Here is a 20,460-nt window from a genome sequence, read left to right as displayed (position 1 = left end):
GCCATCGGGATTTTGTTGATCGCCTCGAAGATGCTGCCGAACTTGCCGCCCTGCGTCGACCAGAGCATCGCCAGCACGACCACGACGCCCGCCGTGATGCGGCCGATCGTGACCAACTGGCGGTCGGGGGTGTTGGGCCGGATGCGCTTGAGAATATCTTCGGCCGCCATGGTGGCGGTGGAGTTGAGCGCCGCTTCGATGGTGCTCATCAGCGCCGCGAGCAGCCCGGCGGCCATCAGGCCGCGGATGCCGACGGGCAACAGGTTGGTCATCATGACCATCAGCGTGGAGTCGGGGTCGTCGCCGATCTTATCCTTGAACAGCACATAGCCGACCGCGCCCGGAAGCACCATCAGGAAGACCGGCAGGATTTTCAGATAGCCCGCGAAAATCGCGCCGTCGCGCCCGTCTTTCTCGGTCTTGGCCGAAAGGATTTTCTGCACGATGGTTTGGTCGGTGCACCAATACCAGATGCCGAGCACCGGATAGCCGAAGAGGATCGAGTACCACGAAAATTCGTTGAGGCCGAACTTGCCCGGCGCGCCTTCCGCGATGATCGGCTGGATCATGCTGAGCTGGTCGGGTTTGCAGGCGGCCTTGAACGCCGCCCAGCTATCGATGCCCGCTTCCGGCAGCGCCTGGATGCCGAACCAGGTCAGCAGCGCCGCGCCGCCCAGCAACAGGACGGCCTGGATGGCATCGGTGATCATCACGGCCTTGAGGCCGCCGAGAATCGTATAGATCGCGGTGATGACGGAGATGCCGATGATGGAGACGATATAGTTGATGCCGAAGAAGGCTTCGAGCACCTTGGCGCCCGCATACAGGCTGATGCCGATATGCACCAGCAGCGCCGACATAATAAAGATGCCCGCGAGGAACGAGCGCGCGCCCGAACCATAGCGCTTCTCGACATATTCCGGCAGCGTGCTGATCTTGCTGCGGAAATAGAACGGCGCGAAAACCATGCCGAGCAGAATCAGGCAGAACGCTGCCATCCATTCGAAGTTGCCCACCACCAATCCATGTTGGTAGCCGGACGACGCCAGTCCCACCAGATGGATCGTCGAAATGTTCGCGCAGAACAGCCCGGTGCCGATGATCGGCCACTTCAGCGAGCGCCCGCCCAGGAAGAAATCCTCGGAGGAAGTGTCTTTCTTGTAGCCCGCGAAAATCCCGACGGCGACGATGCCGACGAGATACGCGATGATGATGATGGTATCGATTAATGTGATTCCGGCTTCCCCTGGCATGTTCTCTCTCCTTCTCCCTGGTTCTATTCAAACTTCTTTTCTGTTTCGATTCCGTAGCCGATAAGCTCCTCAGGAATGTGTCCGACAAAATAATTAGGGACAAAATGATTTTATCCGGCCTCTCCGCACCGAATTATTTTGTCCTAAATCATTTTGTCGAACCTCCTGCTAATCGAGGTCGATGACGACCTTCAGCGTGCTGTCGGACTGCTTTTCAATGAAATGATAGGCCTCGTTGTACTGCTCGAACGGGAAGTGTCCGGTTACCAGCGGTTCCGTGACCATGTCGCCGCTCGCAATCCACGCGACCGCCTGTTCGTAGTCGTTCTGCCGATACATCAGCGTTCCGATCAGGCTCAGCTCGCGGTCGCCCACGACCGACATGTCGACGCGTGGCTTTTCGCCGTAGACGCCGACGACGACGATGTCGCCGCCCTTCTGGATGCATTGCACCGCGGTGTCCAGCGAGGCTTCCACGCCGGCGCATTCAAACGCCACGGAGAACCCTTCGTCGCCAAATGCCGCCTTGGCCTTGTCGGCGAAGTTTTCCGTCTTCACGTTGCAGACGACGTCGACCTTCGCCTCGGTCGCCTTTTGCAGGCGGAAGTCGCTGATGTCGGTAATCATCACCTTTTTCGCGCCGCGGCAGCGGGCCGCCTGGGCCACCAGGTTGCCGATGGTGCCGGCGCCGAAAACGACTACGTTCTTCCCGGCGAGTTCCGGTGCGCGGCCGGTCGAATGGGCCGCGACGGCGACGGGCTCGATCAGCGCGCCCTGTTCGAAGCTCAGCGAGTCGGGGAAGGCGACAATGCGTTCTTCGGGGACGACGAACAGATCCTGCGCGCAGCCCGGGGCCTGGAAGCCGCGCACCTTGAGCTGGTCGCAGATGTGGTAGTCGCCGCGCTTGCAGGGGTTGCAGACGCCGCACACCTTCTGCGGCGCGGCGGTGGCCTTCATGCCCGGCTTGACCTTGGTGACGCCTTCGCCGACGGCTTCGACCACGGCGGAGAATTCGTGGCCCTGTACGACCGGGTAGGGGGTGAAGGGGTGCAGGCCGTGCCATACGTGGATGTCGGAGCCGCAGACGCCGATCTTCTTGACGCGCAGCAGGATTTCGCCCGGGCCCGCAACGGGCTCGGCGACTTCGTTGAATTCAATGTGGCCCGGCTGGGTCATTATCGCTTGTCTCATCATCTCACCTCTTATTGTATTTCAAGCTTCCAGCGGTCCCCGGCACCGGAGACCAGCATCATGTTGCCCCACGCGGTGAAATCGCCCGTGCGGACGATGGTTTTCACCCCGTGGCTGCGCTCCTTGAGTTCGGCGTGCGGAATCACTTCGACCTCGACGCCTTCGCCGAACGCTTGGGTGGCCTGCTCGAAATAGGTCGGGTTGTGGTCGCGGGTTTCCTGCGCCACCACGATCTTTTCGACCGAGTGCACCTTTTTCAGTTCGGCCAGCACGTCGAGGATCGACGGTACGCCTTCCGCCAGCGCGATGTCGATCAGCTCGACATGGTCCGGACACGGGAAGCCCGCATCCACCACCATCATCAAATCCATGTGGCCCTGACGGGTCAGGGCCGCATCGATCTGGCCATTGATCATTCCGACTTCTTTCATGGCTTAGCCCCGGAAGGTGGTTTCGAGCTGCACCTGGTGGTGGGCTTCCCACGAAGCCTTGAACTTGGCGTAGCCTTCGCGGGTTTCGAACACCTGGCTGTCGTTCCACAGCATGCGCCAGTCGCCGTCGGCTTCCGGCCAGAGGAAAACCTGGCCCCAGATCAACCGGTTGTTGGCGTCGATGCCGGGTTTTTCCGGCGTGCCGTCGCCGCAGAGGCGCAGCAGTTGTTCCGGCGTGAGCAGGTCGTCGACCGCCACGCTCAGGTTTTCGCGGATCCAGTCGGAGCGCGTGGCCATGGCCACGAAGCCGCCGCTCTTGTTTTCGCGTTGCGCCGCCCAGGCCAGCGCCACCTTGGCCGGGGAAACGCCCAGCTCGGCGGCAATCGCCTGCACGGTCGGGTCCATCATGTCGGCGCGGTGCTCCTTGAAGGTGTCGCGGCCCGGTCGGTTGGGGGAGCCGAGCGACATGTAGCCGCCGCAGACGATTCCTTCCGATTCGAAGTAGCGGCGCAGTTCGGTCTGCTGGAACAGCGGATGCATCTCCATCTGGTTGTAGACCGGGCGCTCGTCTTCGGCCACGTCGCGCAGCAAAAGCTTCATGCACGCTTCGGTGTGGTTCGAGGTGCCGATGTCGATCACCTTGCCCGCTTTTTTCAGCTTCACGATTTCGGCCCAGGTTTCCAGGAACGCTTCGTGGATGTAGGGGACGGCATCGGGGTTGCGGTGTTCGCCCGCGCAGCCCGGCGTGTGGACGTTCGGCCACGGCCAGTGGTTCAGATACATGTCGATCTGGTCAACGCCCAGCGCCTTGAGGGTGGCGTCGCACGCGGGCGCGACGTCCTTCGGGGCCATGTGGCCGTTCCAGAGTTTGCCCGTAATGAACAGCTCGTCGGCGGAGGCGATGTGGCCCGCCTGGATCGATTTGCGGATCGCTTCGCCGACGACGTCTTCGTTTTCGTAGGCGCGCGCCGTATCGATGTGGCGCCAGCCGAGGCGGATGGCTTCCGCCGTGGCCTCTTCCATGTAGGCCTGCGCCCAGTCCGAGTGGAATGTGCCGTAAGCCGCGATCGGCATCATCCGGCCGCTCGCCAGCTTTACCTGATGCACCTTCGACGGATCGATCGGCTCGATGCTTGTATCGAAACAAACGGGTTCAATTTTCTGGGTCATACTGAATATCCTTTCCGCGTAGGGAGTCCTTTGAACACGAAGGTCGCAAAGTGCGCTAAGGAGAAATTCCTTTCTAGGCGGCCTTTGCGGTCTTCGGTGTAAAACTGTTTTTATAGGGTGATTTCGAGGGTGACGGCTTTGCCGGCGGGGAGGGTGACCTTGCGCGAGTTGCCGGTTTCGCCCTTCTTGACGGACGCCTTGCCGGAAACCACGTCGATGCCCTTGATCTCGGTCGGGAGCGCGAGCTCGATCTTCTGTTTCTTGCCGGAGACCATTTCGACCGTCACTTTTTCCGGCGACCACTGGAGGCGTTTGAGCTCGATCTGGCCGCGGCAGAGGATGCCCTCGATCGCGCCTACCGGCCACTCCTTCGGCAGGGCGGGCAGCAGTTTGAGTTTGCCCGGCTCGGAGGCCATCAGCATTTTGATGATGACGGCGGGCTGGCCGCCGCTGATGTCCATGTTGAGCAGCGCCTTGGCGTTGTGCATGCTGGCCATGTTGGCCAGCCAGAAGCGGTTCACCAGGTGGGTGAGACACTCGTAGGCGAGTTCGCTGTTTTCGAGGCTGGTGGCCACCTGGCCGAGCTGCACGAGGCCGAACGACATGAAGCCGCGCTGGTTGTTGCGCCAATGTTTCTCCAGCTTGTATTCGATGCTCTTCTTGAAGGCGTCCTGCACGTCCGGGCGGTCGGCGATTTCCTGCGGCATGCCGTCGTAGAGCGCATAGAGCTGCGACGAGTGGCGATGCGCGTCGTGGTTGTCGAGTTTGGGCGTGAGCCATTCCTTCACCTGGCCGTCTTCGGCGAACATGTATTCCGGCATCTTGGCCAGCATGGATTCCCACAGCGGAATCTTATCCTGGTTCACGTCGAGTTGCCGGCTGACGGCGATCAGGTTGTTCAGCAACTCCTTGGCGGCGGCGACATCCATCGTGGCGTTGAAGGAACCCTGCGAGTCGGAGTTGGCCGGGGTGTTTTCCGGCGACTGGGTGGGGTTGAAGACGAACGTTCCGTCCTTGTCTTCGTAGAGGTAGTCCTCGAAGAAGAGGGCCGCCTTTTCCATGAAGGGCAGGGCATGCTCGACCAGGAATTGCTCGTCGCCGGTGTAGAGGTAGTAGTCGTAGAAGAAGTGCGAGGCCCAGGCGGCGCCCGCCACCCAGAATCCGCCCGCGAATTTTTCGGCGATCGCGTTGTTGTAGCCCGTGGTGGTCGAGCGCGAAGGCAGGATGATGCCGCGCGCGCCGAAGATGTGCTTGGCGTTGATTTCGAGGTAGGGGATCAACGACTCGATGTAGGAGGTGTAGGCCAGCATCAGTTCCGGCATGTTGCCCATCAGCATGCTGGCGATGGCGGAGGGAACGTTGCCGTTATGCGTGTAGTCGCTGGCCCAGTCGGGAACATAGGTTCCGGCCCAGAGGCCCTGCAGGTTCGGCGGCAGTTCGCCCGTGCTCGAGAGAATGTTGTAGCGTGCCGCATCGAATTCCTTTTCGATCAGCGTGCGGTTGAGCGATTCGAAGGAGGTCTTTTCCAACAGCTCTTCCGTGGTGAGGCCGTGTTCGTCGCCGCCGAGATCGAGCTTCATGCGCGAGAAGATCTTGTTGTGCAGCGGGGCATGCTTGGCGAGCAGGGCGTCGTAGCTTTTCGGCAGGGCGGCCAGCGCTTCCTTGAAGGTGCCCATGGCCGTGTGGGCCGGGTCGTAGAGCATTTCAACGTCGATCAAAAGCAGCACGCGATCGGCGCCCTTGACGACCAGCTCGTCGCCGTCCTTCGTGACCGTGCCGCCGTCGTTGACGACTTGCACGATGCCTTCCATGGCATGGATGCTGCCGGGGTAGGAGTGGTTGAACGTCTGGCGAACCGTCAGCGCGTCGGCTTCCGCCGCGAAGGTGGTCTTTTCGACGTAAAACTTGTACATGTTGTCCGAGCGCGGCTTCTGCGGGCTATTGCCGCCGCCGATCAGCTCCGGATGCGGGTCGCGCACCTTCATTTTCAGGCGGCAACCGACGCTACCTTTTGCGGAGCCTTCGATCTGCATGACGGCCAGGCCGTCGGCGCGCGAAACGAACGATCGGCGCTCGTAGGTGCCGTTGTCGTCCGACCACTGGACGGTGGCCACTCCCGTCTGGAAGTCGACGCTGCGCATATAGTCTTTCGCTTCGCCTTTGGCATCCATCTTGATTTTGAGGTCGAAGGTCGGGACGAAATGGTCGTGGTAGAGGAATCCTTCCTGGCCGGAAAGCTCGAGCGCCAGTTCGGTCGCCTGCCGGTAGAGGCCGCGGTCGATCAGGTTGCGGATTTCGAACAGGCGATTGCCGTTGTCCGGCGGCATGTGGGGTTTGCCCAGCGGGATAAACATGCGCTCGTGGGTCAGGATCGCGGTTTCGTCGAGCGGTTGGCCGAAGACGTTGAGACCAACGGTTCCGTTGCCGGACAGCAGGCCCTGCTCCCAGGTCTCGCCCGGCTTGGAGCTGATGAACCCGCGTTCCGGGACCGGTAGCGGTTTGACGATGGCGGAGGCCCCGGCAGCAAGGGCCAGCGCGGCGGATGCGACGGCTAGTTTCTCTGTTCTCATATTCGATTCCTTTTAGACGACCGGAAAGACGCAAGGCAGACTACGTTGTCTTCGTGCCGTTGCGTCTTCGCGATCGATATTCCATGTTCTGTTTATTTAGATTATCGCAACGGACCCCAGGTTTTGGTCATGAGATCGTACGTCTCGGGGTCGTGTTGTTTGAGTTCCGCCGCAACGAAGGGGTAGAAATCGTTGCGGTAGAGATAGGCCTCGGTGGCTTCGGCGAAAAATTCCTTGTGGTTGGTCGCCGCGTAGGCGCGGACATCGCGGCCCGTGTAGTATTGCACCTTTTCGTAAGTGTGCGTCGCCATGGCATCGTCGTAGGCCTTGACGACGTCCGGATTGTCGAATCCTTGATCCAGATAGTTGTTGTGGTAGGCATGCGCGAGCTCATGGAGGATGACGGCCGGCTGCGAGAGCATGTAGTCGCGCGAGACCAGGTGTTTCGCCCGCGGAATGTGGACCTTGTTGGCGAGGCGCGGATCGTAGCCCTTCGACTCCAGCCACCGCACGCTCGGATGATACTGCATCGTGGCCAGCGGGTGGTTGGATTCCACCCAGATGTCCAGCGTCTTCATCTTTTCGAGCTGCTCCGGCGGCAGCAGGATTTCAATCCGCTGGAGATGGTTGGCCAGCATTCCCAGTTCCTCGGCCCCTTCGTCGGACTCCAGCAACTCCGGCTCCACATAGACGTTCCACCCTTCGATGTTTTTCACAACCGGGTCGAAATACGCGGGGGCCGGCGAGGACGCGGTTGCGGCCGGACGCGTGAGAATCAATCGTTTTTTCACCATCGGCATGGGGTTGGCCGTAATCCACACGGCGGGTTTGAAGTTCAGGTTCTCTTGGTCGAACGCCAGTACCACGGCCTCCAGCGGCTTGCCGATCATCTCTTTGGTGACCGGGATATAGTAGGTGTTGTGGCTGTCGCGGACGGTCGACGGATATTCCCAGGCGTTGATCGGATAGGACGGGGCGCGGGTCGGTGCGCCCGCATAGCCAGCGCCGACGCGCAGCGCGGCGTAGGCGCCTTCCTTGCCGTGCTTGCCTTCGAGGGCCACGCAGAGATAGCTGCCCTCGACATATTCATCCAGCGTGAACTTCAGGCCGAACGCTTTCTGTGGCGGACGGTTGGCGACGCGGTCGTAGAGGTAGGAGACGCGCCAGGCATCGCGCGGCAGCAACTGCTTCTGCGCATACCCTTCGATCTCGACCACTTCCCGGGGCACAAAGTCGGTGCGGAAATAGCGGACCTTTTCGCCGGGCGGTACGATGAAGTTGATCTCGTGGCCGTTCTTCACCATGCGCGCCGGCTTCCACGTCTTCAGGTCGCTCGAGACTTCCGCCGTGAAGTTTTCCTTCACTTGCTGGAAGAGCGGCAGGATGAAGAGCACCTTCTCGATGTCAATCGGTGCGCCGAAGTCGAGGCGGACGTTGTTCTTGTTCGACAAGCGGAAGCAGGGGGTGAACTTGTAGACGGTGTCGAGATCGTTATCGAACAGGTAGGCCGGGTCGATGCCGCGTTCGTGAACGTAGCGTTGGGTCGTAAACTCGTCCCGTGCGGCCTGCACTTGCGGGATTTGGGTCGGGCCGGAGCGGCGCAGCGAACGGAGCTCGTGCGCTTCGTTGTCGGCCGCGAAGATGGTGGCTTCGTAGAGGGCCTCCGCGTCGGCGGGCATGGCGCAGGCTTCGAGTTCGCCGATCTTGCGGTGCCATTGGCCTTCGATCTTTTTGCCGGGGAAGGCGACGTTGACCGGATAGCCTTTTTCCACCAGCTGGTTCACGGGTTTGCCGTCGAGCGTGGCCGCGGAGAAGGTTTTCCCCTGATATTTCGGGATCGCGATTTTCGCTTCGGTGCCGGGATAGCCCATGACGTCGATGATGACGTCTTTGTCCGGGGTGTCGCGGACCACTTCGTAATCGACGTTGCGGACCACGAGTTCTTGAACCTTATCGGTGGTGGCCATCAGCAGGCAGCTGCGGAAGGGCAGGACCTCCACTTCGACGGTGCGTCCCCAGTCCATCTGGGTCAGGAACTTTTCGGTGGGGTGGAATTGGTGCAGGTTGACGCGCTTGCCCTTTTCCAGCCCAATGGAGTCGTCCAGCTGGATCATGTAGGTGACGGGTTCCCACGTCAGGTTGCGCAGGGTGATGAAGCGGGTGGATTCGTCGCCGCGCGAGACGGCGTAGGGGCCGTATTGCTCGTCCGGCAACACGAGGCCCTTGGTGAGAATGTCGCGGTAGCGGCGATGCAGGTTGTAGATGCGCGCCAGTTTCGGAAACTCGTCGTCGCGCAGGAACCAGGGGTTGGCATAGATTTCCGGCGCGAGGATCAGGCCGCGGTTGAAGGCCTGCAGGATCAGGTCGTCGTCCCAAAAGTCGATGCACGAGGAGATGCAGACGCCGTGGTCTTCGGTCAGGCGCTTCAAATCCGGAACCAACCCGCGCGAGAGCGCCTGGATGCGGTTGTGCGTGCCCGTCGTTCTCCAGTTGGCCATGTGGACGTCGATGTAGGTTTCGGCGCCGCCCCAGAGGAAGGTGGTTGCGTGGGGCAACGCATCGCCGAGGTTGAGGCGGTGGTTCAGCAGGATCAGGTCGGGGCTGTATTTGCGGCATTCGGTCATCAGGCGCGCCAGGGCACCCTGCTTTTCCGTGCGCAGCTGCGTGCAGACCGCGTCCATCTTGAAGAGCTGGAACTCATAGTCGCGGCAGAGCCCGACCAGCATGTCGGTCCGGGCCTGTTCCTCTTCCGGCGTGTCGCCGAATCCGTCCGGACCCAGCCAGACGCCCAGGCGGCAGTCGAACGACTTCGCCTTTTCGTAGATCGGCTGGAACCCGTTGGGGAACTGCTTCTTGAACTTGGTGGATTCGGTGCTGCCGTAATAGTTCGGGCCGTCGATGGCCCCCGCGTCGAATGCATAGATGTCGAGCTTCATGCCGTATTCATCGTGCAGCCACTTGAAGAAATCGAGGTTGATCAGCGTCTGCTTCTCGTCGCTGCCCTCGTTGGTGTTGTTGATCCACGAAAAATATTGCGAAAGCGACGGCGTATTTTCGTCCGCCCCCGGAAAGACGGTGGGGGCCGGGGTTTCGGCGGTCGAGGCCGGGCAATGCAGCGCGCCCAGCATGGCGGCGGTTCCCAGCAGGCACGCCGCTTGGGCGGGCATGTTCTTGATCTTTTTGTTGTTTCGTATGTGAGCCATATTGATCGTCCTTGGAATTCGAGTCGATAATTCTAATGCACGCAGGTTAGCAACGGCGCAATCCCGGCGTCTTGTAGAATTTTGGCATGCCTGTGTAGAATATTAAGACGTTTCGCAGACGGCGGGCGCGAAAACCGGCGGCGTAGCATTGCATCCCACCCGAACGGGTAGCTAGACAGCCACGGCTTTATCGCCTACACATGGACGCCAAAGTCCTGGGAGAAAGCGGCGGTTGCCCTGCGGTTGGCCGTTTCGGGACGAAATCCATGGGCGCGAGGCCCATGCAACGAGGTTCGACCAATGAAATTTTCAAGGCTTGCGGCCTTTCTATATTCGATTTTTGCGTGCGCTCCGGTCGCCCAGGCCGAGCTGATTGCCTATTATCCGTTTGATTCCGGCGGCACGGCCGCCGTCGGGGCCGACGCCACGCTCGGGGCGGCCGCCTCCGTTTCCACGGCCGACCGCGTGTTCGGCGACGGTGCGCTGGCTTTGGCGGGGTCGCCCGATTCGGACAGCAATGGCGCCGACGGTGCGGTCTCCGGCGACACGTTCGAGTGGAGCTCGGACCAACGGACCGTTGCATTCTGGATGAAGGCGACGGCGGATGATAATGGCGATTCCAGTGCGTCGATGGTCACGTTGGGTTACAGCAACGGAGCGGGCAGCCGTTTCGACATCCGCATGACGGGAAACAACCTCCGGCTAGAGATTCATAACAGCGGGTTTGGCACCTCGACGCCGGTCGCCGACGGCACTTGGCACCACATTGCGGTGGTGGTGCCGTTCGACAACGCCACGCTGGGCGATTGCCAATATTATGTGGACGGCGCCTATGTGGGCCATTTCGAGGGCTCCGGGGAGATCGCCACGGAAACGAAGTGGATGTGCATCGGGGACGGGCTCCACGATAAAAATCGCGATTTCAAGGGGATGATCGATGAGGTGATGCTGTTCGACCACGCGCTGGACGCCGCCGAAATCGCGGACGTGGTGGCGGGCACCCTGGCATATGCCGGATCGTTTACGGCGACGCCCGCAACCTTCGTGGCCCAGACCAACGTCGTGGTGGCGTGGAAAACGCGCGGTGCCGGGCGGCTGGAGATCGGCGACGGCTCCGGCACGATTGCAACCTACACCGCAACGGCCAACGGGCAGGCCGCGCTGGATGCCGGCAGCTTGACGGTCGGTACGGTTTCGAACGCCACGACCTACACGCTGCGCATGACCGTGGCCGACGACGGCAGTGGCGACGTGTTCGAGAAATACGCGTCCGTTGCCCCGCTGTCGTTCTCGGTGGATTCCGACCGCGACGGTTTGCCCGACCGCGACGAACTGACGCGGTATGGGACGGACCGCTACAACCGCGATACCGACGGCGACGGTACGCCGGACGGACTGGAAGTCGAACGGGGGCTTTCCCCGCTCGATCCGGACGAATCGCTCGACCGTCCGAACATTATCTTTTTCTTCACGGACGACCAGGGCTATGGCGATCTGGGCTGCTTTTGGCAGGATCAGCGCTCCGGCACCTATAAATTCGATACCCCGGTGCTGGATTCGCTTGCGGCCGAAGGGGCGATGCTGACCCACCACTATGTCGCCGCGCCCATTTGCGTGCCGTCGCGCGCCTCCCTGTTGCAGGGGCGCCACCAGGGGCATGCCGATATCCGCAATCTCCAGTTCGACAGCGCGTTGCCGGACAACCATACGATCGGGCGCATGCTCCAAAGCGCGGGCTACCACACGATCCACCTCGGGAAAAACGGCGTGGCCGGGGGCGAATGGGCCTACGACCTGAGCCAGACCGGATCGCGGAACCTCGAAGGCCATCCGCTTCATCGCGGGTTCGACGAATATTTCGGCTACCTGTTCCATACCGACGCGCACGAGAACTATCCGCGCAACGGAACCAGCAGCAAGTCGGCGCATATCTACCACGATTATCTGCAGGTCACCAACGCCTCTTCGGATCTCTACACGACCGATGCCTGGACCGCCTATGCCAAGGACGCCATCATCCGCGAAGCGACCGACGGCGACAACCAGCCGTTTTTCCTCTACCTCGCCTACGACGCGCCGCACTTCAACAACCAGCGGCCCACCGTGGCCTACCCGGCCGGCGGCGGCTTGGCCGGCGGCATCCAGTGGTCGATGCAGACCGACGCTTCGGGCAACGTCCGCTATGCCTCGACCGCCGACGGAACCGGCGTGATCGACGCCTATAACCATCCGGAAAACAGCGCCGAGTGGGACACCACCCACAGCCAGGTGGTCGGCATGATCCGCCGCATCGACAACTCGATCGGCGACATCCAGCAACTGCTGGTGGATTTGGGCATCGACGACAATACGCTGATCGTTTTCACCACCGACAACGGCCCCGACGGCTCGTCGCGCGACCCGCGCTATTTCGAATCGTACGCGGGTTTCGAGGGCACCAAGCAGGATATTCTCGAAGGCGGGCTGCGGGTCCCGGCCATCGTGCGCTGGCCCGGCGGCCTCACCGGCGCCACCGGCGACGAGAACAACATCTACAAAATCGATTATCCCATGGCGACCTATGACTGGATGCCGACGTTCGCCGAAATGGCCGGGATCGCCGCGCCTTCGTGGTGCGACGGCGTCTCGTTGCTGCCGACGCTCACGGGCGAAGGCGTGCAGCGGGACAAGGGCTATCTCTATTTCGAGTTCAAGGGATACACCAGCGGCAACACGGTTTCCGATTGGGACGAGTTCCCGAACCATCGCGGCGAAACCCGCGGGCAGCAGCAGGCCGTCCGCATCGGCAACTACATGGGCATCCGCATGGATATCGCCGACGCGGCCGAGCCGTTCCGCATCTACGATGTCACCACCGACTTGGGCGAGGGGACCGACCTCGCCGCCTCCATGCCGGCGCTCGAGGCCCGGATGCAGGCCATCGGCCTGCAGACCCGCCGCGCGCTTTCGAGCGCGGCGCGCCCCTACGACGCCGAAGAGGTGCCGAACGCTTCGCGGGAGCTGGAGTCCGGGGTGTGGTATTCCTGCCACGAGGGCATCTGGTCCTACGTGCCCGAGTTCCGCGATATGGCGGCGGTGGCGGAGGGCCGGGCGGATTCCATCGATCTTTCCGTGCGCTCGCGCGACGACCATGTCGGCCTGCTGTTCTACGGATACGTCGATGTGCCTGCGGCGGGCGAATACACCTTCTATGTGACGTCCGACAGCGGGGCGAACCTGTTCATCCACGACGCCCACGTGATCGACGACGACTACAACCACGATGGCTCGGAGCAATCCGGCACGGTGGCCATGGAGGCCGGGCTTCATCCGTTCCGGCTGTATTATCGCCACGGCCGGGCCGCTGCGCACGAGCTCGATTTGAGTTGGGCGGGCCCTTCGCTGGCCAAGGAAACCATCCCCGCATCCCGCTTTTACCGGATTCCGGAAATCCGCATGGCGGTTGCCGGCGACGACGGGCTGAACCTGAAATGGAACAGCCTGGCGGGGCAAACCTATCGTCTGCGGTCGAGCGACTCGCTTTCGACCCCGGTCTGCAACTGGCCCATCGAGCAAGCGGGCATCGTTTCGACGGCCCCGACCAACTCGCTGAGCCTTCCCGTTTCCGCCAACGGCAGCGCCTTCTACGTCGTCGAAGAGGAATAATGAACCGAAGAACTCCGAAGGACATGTCTTCGGTGTTTCAAGTTCTTGGCGAGCGGGGCCGCCTTTCCGCCCCGCAACGCCGAAGGCATTTGTTTCGTTATTTCCTCGGACTAATCGGCGGGGATGACTGCCTGGGACTCGCGGTCTCTGACCACGAAATGGCCCAGGGGCGTTCCGTTGTGCGCGGCGATTTGCCACGTTTCGCCGGGGCTCGTGAGCTGAGCGAGGACTTTTCCCGCCTCAATGGTGCCGCGGGCGACGGGTTTGCCTTCCTGGTCCATCCAGAAGAGCTGGACCGGATTTTCGCGCCGGTTGATGAAATGCACGTTGAAGCGGCCGCCGTCCGGCTTCGAGGCCGGGACGGGCTTTTCGGAGGCGGCGACCCACGGAATTTTGTAGAGGGAGGTGATCTTGGCTTTGACCAGCGGCGCGAATTCCGCCGGAACCCGGGTGCGGAACTTGGCGAGTTTTTCCGCGTATTCGGGGAGCGTGGCCAGGTTCTTCCATTCGTAGGGATCGTTTTCGACGTTGTAGAGCTCCTCGTCGCCGTTGGCGTAGTGGATGTAGCGCCAATCCGTGCCGCTGATGCCGATGGAGCCGGGACGGCTGAGGTAGGTGATGGCCACGTGGTCCCAGTCGGCTTCGGCGTCTTTAAGCAACGGCAGCAGGCTCGGGCCGCTGTTGTCGGCCTTGGCGGGCAGTCCGGCGAGTTCGACGAGGGTGGGGTATAGGCTGATGAGGCTGACGGGTTGGTCGCAGACGCTGCCCGCCGTGGTGCCTTGGGGCAGGGCGGGCGAAATGCCGTCGGGTACGCGGACCATCAACGGAATGTGGGTGGTGGCGCGCCAGGCGGTATATTTTTGCCAATGCTCTTTTTCGCCGAGGTGCCAGCCGTGGTCGCTCCAAAGGACCACGATGGTGTTGTTTTTGTTGGGGCCGTTTTCGAGCGCGTCGAGCACGCGGCCGAGCATGGCGTCGGCGAAGTGGATGGAGGCGAGATAGCCCTGGATGCCCTGTTTCCATTGTCCCTGTTCCTGGATGTGGGCGAAATAGCGGTTGGGTCCCATGCGCTGGCCGGCGGGCGGCAGGTCGTCGAGGTCGTTTTCGAGATAGCCCGGCGGCAGTTGGATCTCCTCGAGCGGGAAGGGTTCGAAATATTTCGCGGGTACGAACCACGGTTCGTGCGGGCGGTAGATGCCGCAGGCCAGAAAGAAGGGTTTGTCGTGCTCTTTGCCCAGCTGTTCGCCGATATATTTCGTTACGAGCCAGTCGCCGCCGTATTCCTCTTCGGTCGCGTCGAGCGGGCCCCAGTCGGTTTCGACGTATTGCCACGGGCCGCCGCGCGGCAGGCTGAGCGGGCGCGTTTCGGGATAGAGGGTGCGCGGGAAGGGATTCTCGTCTTCCTTCTTCGGGTAGTATTCATCCCACGAGTGCGCGTCGATGAAGTAGTGCAGGATCTTGCCCGATCCGCTCGCCCAATAGCCATGGTCCCGGAAATACTGCGAGAGCAGGGTGTTGTCGGGCATGACCTCCCGCATCTTCTGGCCGTTTTCGTAGAGTCCGGAGTGATGCGGCGAAAGCCCGGTCATGATGGCCGAACGCGAGGGATTGCACGCGGGGGCGGCGCAATGCGCGTTGGAGAACATTACGCCGCTTTTGGCCAGCCGGTCCAGGTTGGGCGTGATGGTTTGCGGATGCCCGCCCATGCAGCCGATCCAGTTGTTGAGATCGTCCATGGCAATGAACAGCACGTTGGGGGTGGTGGGGGCCGGTGAGTTGACGGCGGTTGTCTCCGCTAGCGCGGAGAGCGAAAGCAAGCAGCCCAGCGCGGCTGCGGTTGTCGTTTTTTTCATGGTTGGTTCCGTTGGCTTGTTTTGTTTTTCAGTTCCGAGCAGGTTGCCCCGCCGTCCGTTGGATTGATGATGTTTCATACATACGCCATGTCGGGTGGAAGATCAAAACCGAACCGGATTTCATTGGCCGTCGAGGCGCGATGCCCGGCGTGGGGCGGCTCGGTTTCTTTACGAAAGAAAAAGCAAACGCGGCTGGAAGCCGCGTTTGCTTAGGCTAACCCGGAACCGTCGATCGGTTCCGGGGGGATTCGGGATTTATTCGGCCAGCTTGACCCGGAAGAATTTCTGGTCTTCGTCGAGGTCGATCGTGATGTCGATTTCTTCGTCCGCGCCGGCAACGCTCTCGATGGTTTGCCAGGCTTCTTCGCCGCCGACCGCCAGGTTGCCGCGCGATTGCAGTTCGTATGTTCCGCCGCTTTGGCCGTACCAGCTGAAGTTGCCCACGCCGCCCGAAATGCCAAACGCAATGGAACCGACGTCTGAGATTCCAAGCGATCTTAGTTTCACGCTCTGGATTTCGATGCCGGTCATGTACTGCTCATACACGGCGAAGTGGTACGTCAGGGCCAAGTCAAAGGCCGTCGTGCCGGTGGTCGGGGTGTTGCCGTTGATGCTGTAGCTGAAGCTGCCGTCCTCTTCGACCGTCAGGCTGAAGGTCTGGTTTGAGCTGGCGACAATGGGTTGCGCCGTGCCGTCGGCCAAGCTCGTCAACCCGGTCGTCGGATTGATTTCGTTGAGGCCTTGGACGCCCAGCCGGTCAGTCAGGCTTACGCCGAGACTGGTCTGGCCATTGTCGGCAATGAAGTGACTGCTATTGATTCCTTCCGGTTCGGCAATCAAACCAAACGAGGCCGTATAGGCGAGGCCACTGGACTCGATGAGGTCGATGTTATAGACCACGTCCAGTTTGAACCCGCTGGATACATCAAATGCAGTTGCGGAATAAACGGTGGCATATCGGTTGCCTGCATTGTTGTTGGTGCTGGCAAGGTTGCCGTTGTCAATCCAGTCAAAATCGCGGGTATTCGGCTTCCACATCACCATGCCGCCGCCATAGTTGGTGTTGATGGCCAGGCCGTCGTTGTCGAAGGTGTGGTAGGATTCGGTTGCGGGAGCCGGCGTGGCGTCCGTTGTGGCCGAGTTGGTGGCCGAGTAGCCCGTCTCATTGTAGCCGTCCGGCGAGTTGTCGCGCGCTTTGACGGCATAGCCGTAGGTGGTTTCCGGATCCAGTCCACTGTCGGTGTAGGACGGACTGGCCTGCCATCCGCTGTCGTTGCCGGCGCCGGTGATGCAGGCGAAGTAGTATTCCACGCCGTTGCCTTCGGCATCGGTGGCCGTGGCGGCGGTCATGCTAATCGACTGGTGATCGATGGCGGTCGGCACCGAAGCCCACGTCATCGGATCGGGAGTCGGGGGATTGTTGTCCAGTGCCGGTGTGGTGACCGACTCCGCCGACGAAGCCGTTGTGGAAACGTTGAAGTTTGCCGACAGGTCGCGAGCCACAACGGTGTAGGTGTAGGTGGTGTTCGCCACCAATCCCGTGGCACTGAAGGTTTGGCTCGACTGCCAGCCACTGTCGTAGCCGCCCGGGTTTCCGGAAGTTTCTTCAAAATAATATTCCACGCCGTTCGGGTCGGTGGCATTGGTGGCGGTCATGGTGATTTCGGATGCGCTGGTGGCCGTCGGCACCGTGATCCAGGTCAGTGGATCCGGAGTCGGGGGCGTCGTGTCGTCGGCCGTGGAGCCACCGCGGACTTCAAAGTTGTCGAAGCGGGAGGCCGCGACGGTGTTGGCCGAGAGGCTGATATAGTTTTCGGCCGTGCCGCTCCAGGTAAACGAACCGGCGGTGAAGGCGGTGGTGGCGTCGTCGAAGTAGACCGCGTAGTTTACGGTCGATCCGGAATTGAAATCGGAAAGCGTATAGTCGATGCGCATGGTGAGCGGGTCGGCCGGCAAGTCTCCGATAATCGTTTCGGCGGCGTTCAAAAAGCCGTTGTTGTAGATTTCAAGGGTATCCTGGGTCCCTTTGTAACCGACCAGCAGGTCCGCAGGAAGTGCGGTGGCCTGCAGGTTGTTGGTCACGGCTTGGAGCTCGGCCAGCGACTGGCCCACGCCGACGCTCATCCAGCGGTTTCCGCCGGTGGAGTTGAAGTTGAGGTCGACCGTAACGCTAAACGCCCCATCGTCGGTGATGGCGCTGTCGGTGAAATTGTGCAGCGGATAAGCGATGCCGCCCTGCGCGCCATCCGACGCGTTGTTGTCCATTCTCAGGGTATTGCTATTGATGTCGAGGGTCGCGTTGTAGGCCTGCCATCCATAGGTCAGCGGGCTGAGCGATCCCGACTGGCCGTCGGAGGATGCGTTGAGGTTGGTGCTGGCGGTTCGGTCGAAGGTGTCGCCGAAGAGCAGGGCTTTCTGCTGGGCCATAAGGCCGGTGGTCGAGAACATCACGGCGAGTAGTGCTGCCAGATGTTTGTTGAGGGTTCGGTTCACAGTTTTCATAACCTTCTCCTTTGTTCGTTGTTTTTCCATTAGCGGCGTATGATCGCACCCATCAAATAAGGACTGCGACGCGCCAGCTTAAACATTTTATAGTCGATGACGAGATCGTGCGTATTGTACGAATCGAGCAAATTTGTGCACGTTTGTTTTCCGGTTATCCAGCGTCTTCTTTCTGGTGTTTGCGGTTGGTCGGCAACGCTGAAAATGGTCGTCGCCAACCAAGGCATGCAACCTCGTCAACGGTGCGCAAACTAGCGGAGCAGGTAGGTGCGGTATTGTACGTTTGCCGCACTTGGGTGTACAAAAATGTTAAAACCAGTGATGTGGGCACAAAAAGGATGCGGCGGCTCTGTGGTGCGGCGCGGCAAATTCATTGGTATTCAATGGCTTCCGGTTTACGGTGCAAACGCGGGCGGTGGTCCCGCCGAAAAACTATCCGTTCGGCTGGTTGTTATATGCAGAGTGTTTTGCTAATATTTGCGCCATGAATAAGGATCATGGATTGACGGGAAGAGCGGCGGAAGAGTGTGAGGCATTTCGTTCCTCGTTGCAGGGAGCCCAATTGCAGCGGCTCTTCGATTACCTGCCCGGCATTTACTTTGTCGCGAAAGATCGCGAGGGTCGGGTGATGATGGCCAACAACGTTGCGGTGCAGTTGTGCGGTTTTAAGCAAGAAGGGGAGATGATCGGAAAGTCCGATTATGACATCTTTTCGAACGATCGTGCGGATGCCTATGTGGCCGACGACAACCATGTTTTTGAAACCGGGGAAAGCGTGATCGACCATGTCGAGCTGGCGCCGGATCCGCACAACTCGATCAATTGGTTCATTACCACGAAGATTCCGCTCTATTCGGTCGAAGGGGAGATTGTGGGGCTCGCCTGTATCGCCCGCGACATGACCAGTGCCCATGAAAAGCTCCGCCCCTATATGGAGATGAACGCGGTGCTGGACTTCGTTCGCGAAAACTATTCCGATCCGATCAAGGTGGATGACCTGGCGAAGATCATGCATTTGTCTTCGAGTCAGTTTGAGCGGAGTTTCAAGAAGGTTTTCCATATTTCGCCGACCAAGCATATCCTCAATGTGCGCGTTCGCGCGGCTTGCCGGCTGTTGTCGACCACCAACGACACCATTGCATCCATTGCGCTGGAATGCGGATTCTATGACCATAGCCACTTCATCCGCAACTTCCGCAAGGTGATGGGGGTTTCGCCCCGCGAATATCGCGAGGGCGGCCGCAAAATCCCATGGTGATGTACACGCGCGTGCCTGAAATTTACAATACTTCGCATTAAACTTTTGATAGCTTGTTCCCATGAATTGGAAAACACAGCTATTGATGTTGGCCGGGAGTGCCAGCGCGCTTGCATGCGCCGCCGCCCCTCTCGGGTTCGTGCCGTTGTTCAACGGAAAAGATTTGAGCGGATGGTGGGGGCTTGGCACCGAAGACCCGTCCAAGTGGATGGCGCTGCCGCCGGAAGCTCTGGCCGAGAAAAAGGCGGCGAGCCTGGCCGATATCAACGCGCATTGGCGGGTTGAAAACGGCGAGCTGGTCAACGACGGCAAGGGGCTCTACCTTTCGACGGAAAATAACTACGGCGATTTCGAGCTCCAGCTGGAGTACAAGACGGTCGCGCTGGCCGATAGCGGCGTCTATCTCCGCGGCATCCCGCAGGTGCAGATCTGGGATTCGACGGAGCAGAAAAAATTCCCGATCGGCGCCAACAAGGGGTCGGGCGGTCTCTGGAACAATCCCGCCGGCTCGAAAGGCAAGGACCCGCTCGTGCTGGCCGACAAGCCTTTCGGCGAATGGAACAAGCTGAACATCCGGATGGTCGGCGAATATGTGACCGTGCACCTGAACGATCGGCTGGTGGTCGATCATGCGCGGCTGCGGAATTATTTCGATAAAAGCGGCCCCGTTCCGCGTACCGGCCCCATCCAACTGCAGACCCATGGCGGGGAAATCCGCTGGCGCAACGTCGCGATCCGCGAAATCGGTTCGACCGAAGCCAACGAAATCCTGGCCGCCAAAACCTGGAGCGATGGCGAGGTCCCCGAAAAATGGATCGGTGCCGTGGAAAACTATTCGATCGAAAACGGCATCATCATGTGCAAACCGAAAAAGGGCGGCACGCTTTACACCGAAAAGGAATATGCGGACTTCGCCGTTCGCGTTGAGTTCAAGCTGCCGCCGGCCGGCAACAACGGGCTCGCGATCCGTTACCCGGGCAAAGGCGATCCCGCCTACCACGGCATGACCGAGCTGCAGGTGCTCGACAATACGGCTCCCGGTTATGCGAAGCTGGACGATCGCCAGTTCCACGGTTCGGCCTACGGCATGGCGGCGGCGCACCGCGGCTACCTCCGCCCCGTCGGCGAGTGGAACTTCGAGACCGTGGAAGTGGTGGGTTCCACCATCAAGGTCGAGCTCAACGGCACCCGCATCCTCGATACCGACCTTTCAACCATTACCGAGTTCAAGAGCAACTCGAAGCACCCGGGCAAGGATCTTAAGAAGGGTCATTTCGGCTTTGCCGGACATAGCGATCCCGTCCAGTTTAGAAATGTCATGATCAAGGAGCTGAACAATGAAACCAAGTAGACGTTCGTTTATTACACGCGTAGCGGTCGCGGG

General features: G+C 60.6%; 11 protein-coding genes. 3 read left to right on the top strand and 8 right to left on the bottom strand.

The features are described 5' to 3' along the window. The 6 genes from ABYO54_RS00345 to ABYO54_RS00320 form a co-directional block, all read right to left on the bottom strand. Positions 1-1,253 (bottom strand): sodium:solute symporter family transporter (locus ABYO54_RS00345; RefSeq protein WP_372805781.1); only part of this gene is annotated, 1,253 nt, incomplete at its 3' end. A 168-nt stretch (positions 1,254-1,421) separates the two neighbouring features. Next, a complete protein-coding gene (locus ABYO54_RS00340) occupies positions 1,422-2,447 on the bottom strand; it encodes a zinc-binding dehydrogenase (RefSeq protein ID WP_372805779.1) in 1,026 nt (341 codons plus the stop codon). 8 nt (positions 2,448-2,455) lie between these two features. Further along, complete coding sequence (rbsD, locus tag ABYO54_RS00335) at positions 2,456-2,875, bottom strand: D-ribose pyranase (RefSeq protein WP_372805777.1); 420 nt, start codon at positions 2,873-2,875, stop codon at positions 2,456-2,458. A 3-nt stretch (positions 2,876-2,878) separates the two neighbouring features. Next, positions 2,879-4,045, bottom strand: coding sequence for an aldo/keto reductase family protein (locus ABYO54_RS00330; protein WP_372805775.1), 1,167 nt, complete (start codon positions 4,043-4,045; stop codon positions 2,879-2,881). Between the two features lie 110 nt (positions 4,046-4,155). Beyond that, entirely contained in the window at positions 4,156-6,615 is a 2,460-nt protein-coding gene (locus tag ABYO54_RS00325; protein ID WP_372805773.1) for a glycosyl hydrolase family 95 catalytic domain-containing protein, read from the bottom strand. Positions 6,616-6,716: 101 nt separating this feature from the next. Further along, a complete protein-coding gene (locus ABYO54_RS00320; RefSeq protein WP_372805772.1) occupies positions 6,717-9,818 on the bottom strand; it encodes a hypothetical protein in 3,102 nt (1,033 codons plus the stop codon). 300 nt (positions 9,819-10,118) lie between these two features. Here ABYO54_RS00320 and ABYO54_RS00315 point away from each other — a divergent pair, with 300 nt between their 5' ends. Next, complete coding sequence (locus ABYO54_RS00315; RefSeq protein WP_372805771.1) at positions 10,119-13,463, top strand: sulfatase-like hydrolase/transferase; 3,345 nt, start codon at positions 10,119-10,121, stop codon at positions 13,461-13,463. 110 nt (positions 13,464-13,573) lie between these two features. Here the strand turns inward: ABYO54_RS00315 and ABYO54_RS00310 are convergent, their stop codons facing one another. Both ABYO54_RS00310 and ABYO54_RS00305 read right to left on the bottom strand, forming a co-directional pair. Beyond that, the gene (locus tag ABYO54_RS00310) at positions 13,574-15,316 is read right to left on the bottom strand and encodes a sulfatase-like hydrolase/transferase (RefSeq protein ID WP_372805769.1); all 1,743 of its coding nucleotides are present in this window, start codon (positions 15,314-15,316) and stop codon (positions 13,574-13,576) included. A 255-nt stretch (positions 15,317-15,571) separates the two neighbouring features. Next, complete coding sequence (locus ABYO54_RS00305; protein WP_372805767.1) at positions 15,572-17,818, bottom strand: hypothetical protein; 2,247 nt, start codon at positions 17,816-17,818, stop codon at positions 15,572-15,574. A 484-nt stretch (positions 17,819-18,302) separates the two neighbouring features. Between ABYO54_RS00305 and ABYO54_RS00300 the strand changes: the two genes are divergently transcribed. Continuing rightward, positions 18,303-19,076 (top strand): helix-turn-helix domain-containing protein, encoded by a 774-nt coding sequence (locus tag ABYO54_RS00300; RefSeq protein WP_372805766.1) that lies wholly within the window; start codon positions 18,303-18,305, stop codon positions 19,074-19,076. A 61-nt stretch (positions 19,077-19,137) separates the two neighbouring features. Next, entirely contained in the window at positions 19,138-20,427 is a 1,290-nt protein-coding gene (locus ABYO54_RS00295) for a DUF1080 domain-containing protein (protein WP_372805764.1), read from the top strand. Positions 20,428-20,460: the final 33 nt, after the last annotated feature.

The organism is Pontiella sp., assembly GCF_041622395.1.
Classification (GTDB): Bacteria; Verrucomicrobiota; Kiritimatiellia; order Kiritimatiellales; family Pontiellaceae; genus Pontiella.
This window is presented reverse-complemented; position numbering and strand designations above follow the sequence as displayed.

Bases quoted from the DNA above. Each gene is read 5' to 3' on its own strand.
- ABYO54_RS00310 (WP_372805769.1), bottom strand. From the start codon at position 15,316: ATGAAAAAAACGACAACCGCAGCCGCGCTGGGCTGCTTGCTTTCGCTC.
- rbsD (WP_372805777.1), bottom strand. From the start codon at position 2,875: ATGAAAGAAGTCGGAATGATCAATGGCCAGATCGATGCGGCCCTGACC.
- ABYO54_RS00300 (WP_372805766.1), top strand. From the start codon at position 18,303: ATGAATAAGGATCATGGATTGACGGGAAGAGCGGCGGAAGAGTGTGAG.
- ABYO54_RS00315 (WP_372805771.1), top strand. From the start codon at position 10,119: ATGAAATTTTCAAGGCTTGCGGCCTTTCTATATTCGATTTTTGCGTGC.
- ABYO54_RS00320 (WP_372805772.1), bottom strand. From the start codon at position 9,818: ATGGCTCACATACGAAACAACAAAAAGATCAAGAACATGCCCGCCCAA.
- ABYO54_RS00330 (WP_372805775.1), bottom strand. From the start codon at position 4,045: ATGACCCAGAAAATTGAACCCGTTTGTTTCGATACAAGCATCGAGCCG.
- ABYO54_RS00305 (WP_372805767.1), bottom strand. From the start codon at position 17,818: ATGAAAACTGTGAACCGAACCCTCAACAAACATCTGGCAGCACTACTC.
- ABYO54_RS00325 (WP_372805773.1), bottom strand. From the start codon at position 6,615: ATGAGAACAGAGAAACTAGCCGTCGCATCCGCCGCGCTGGCCCTTGCT.
- ABYO54_RS00295 (WP_372805764.1), top strand. From the start codon at position 19,138: ATGAATTGGAAAACACAGCTATTGATGTTGGCCGGGAGTGCCAGCGCG.
- ABYO54_RS00340 (WP_372805779.1), bottom strand. From the start codon at position 2,447: ATGATGAGACAAGCGATAATGACCCAGCCGGGCCACATTGAATTCAAC.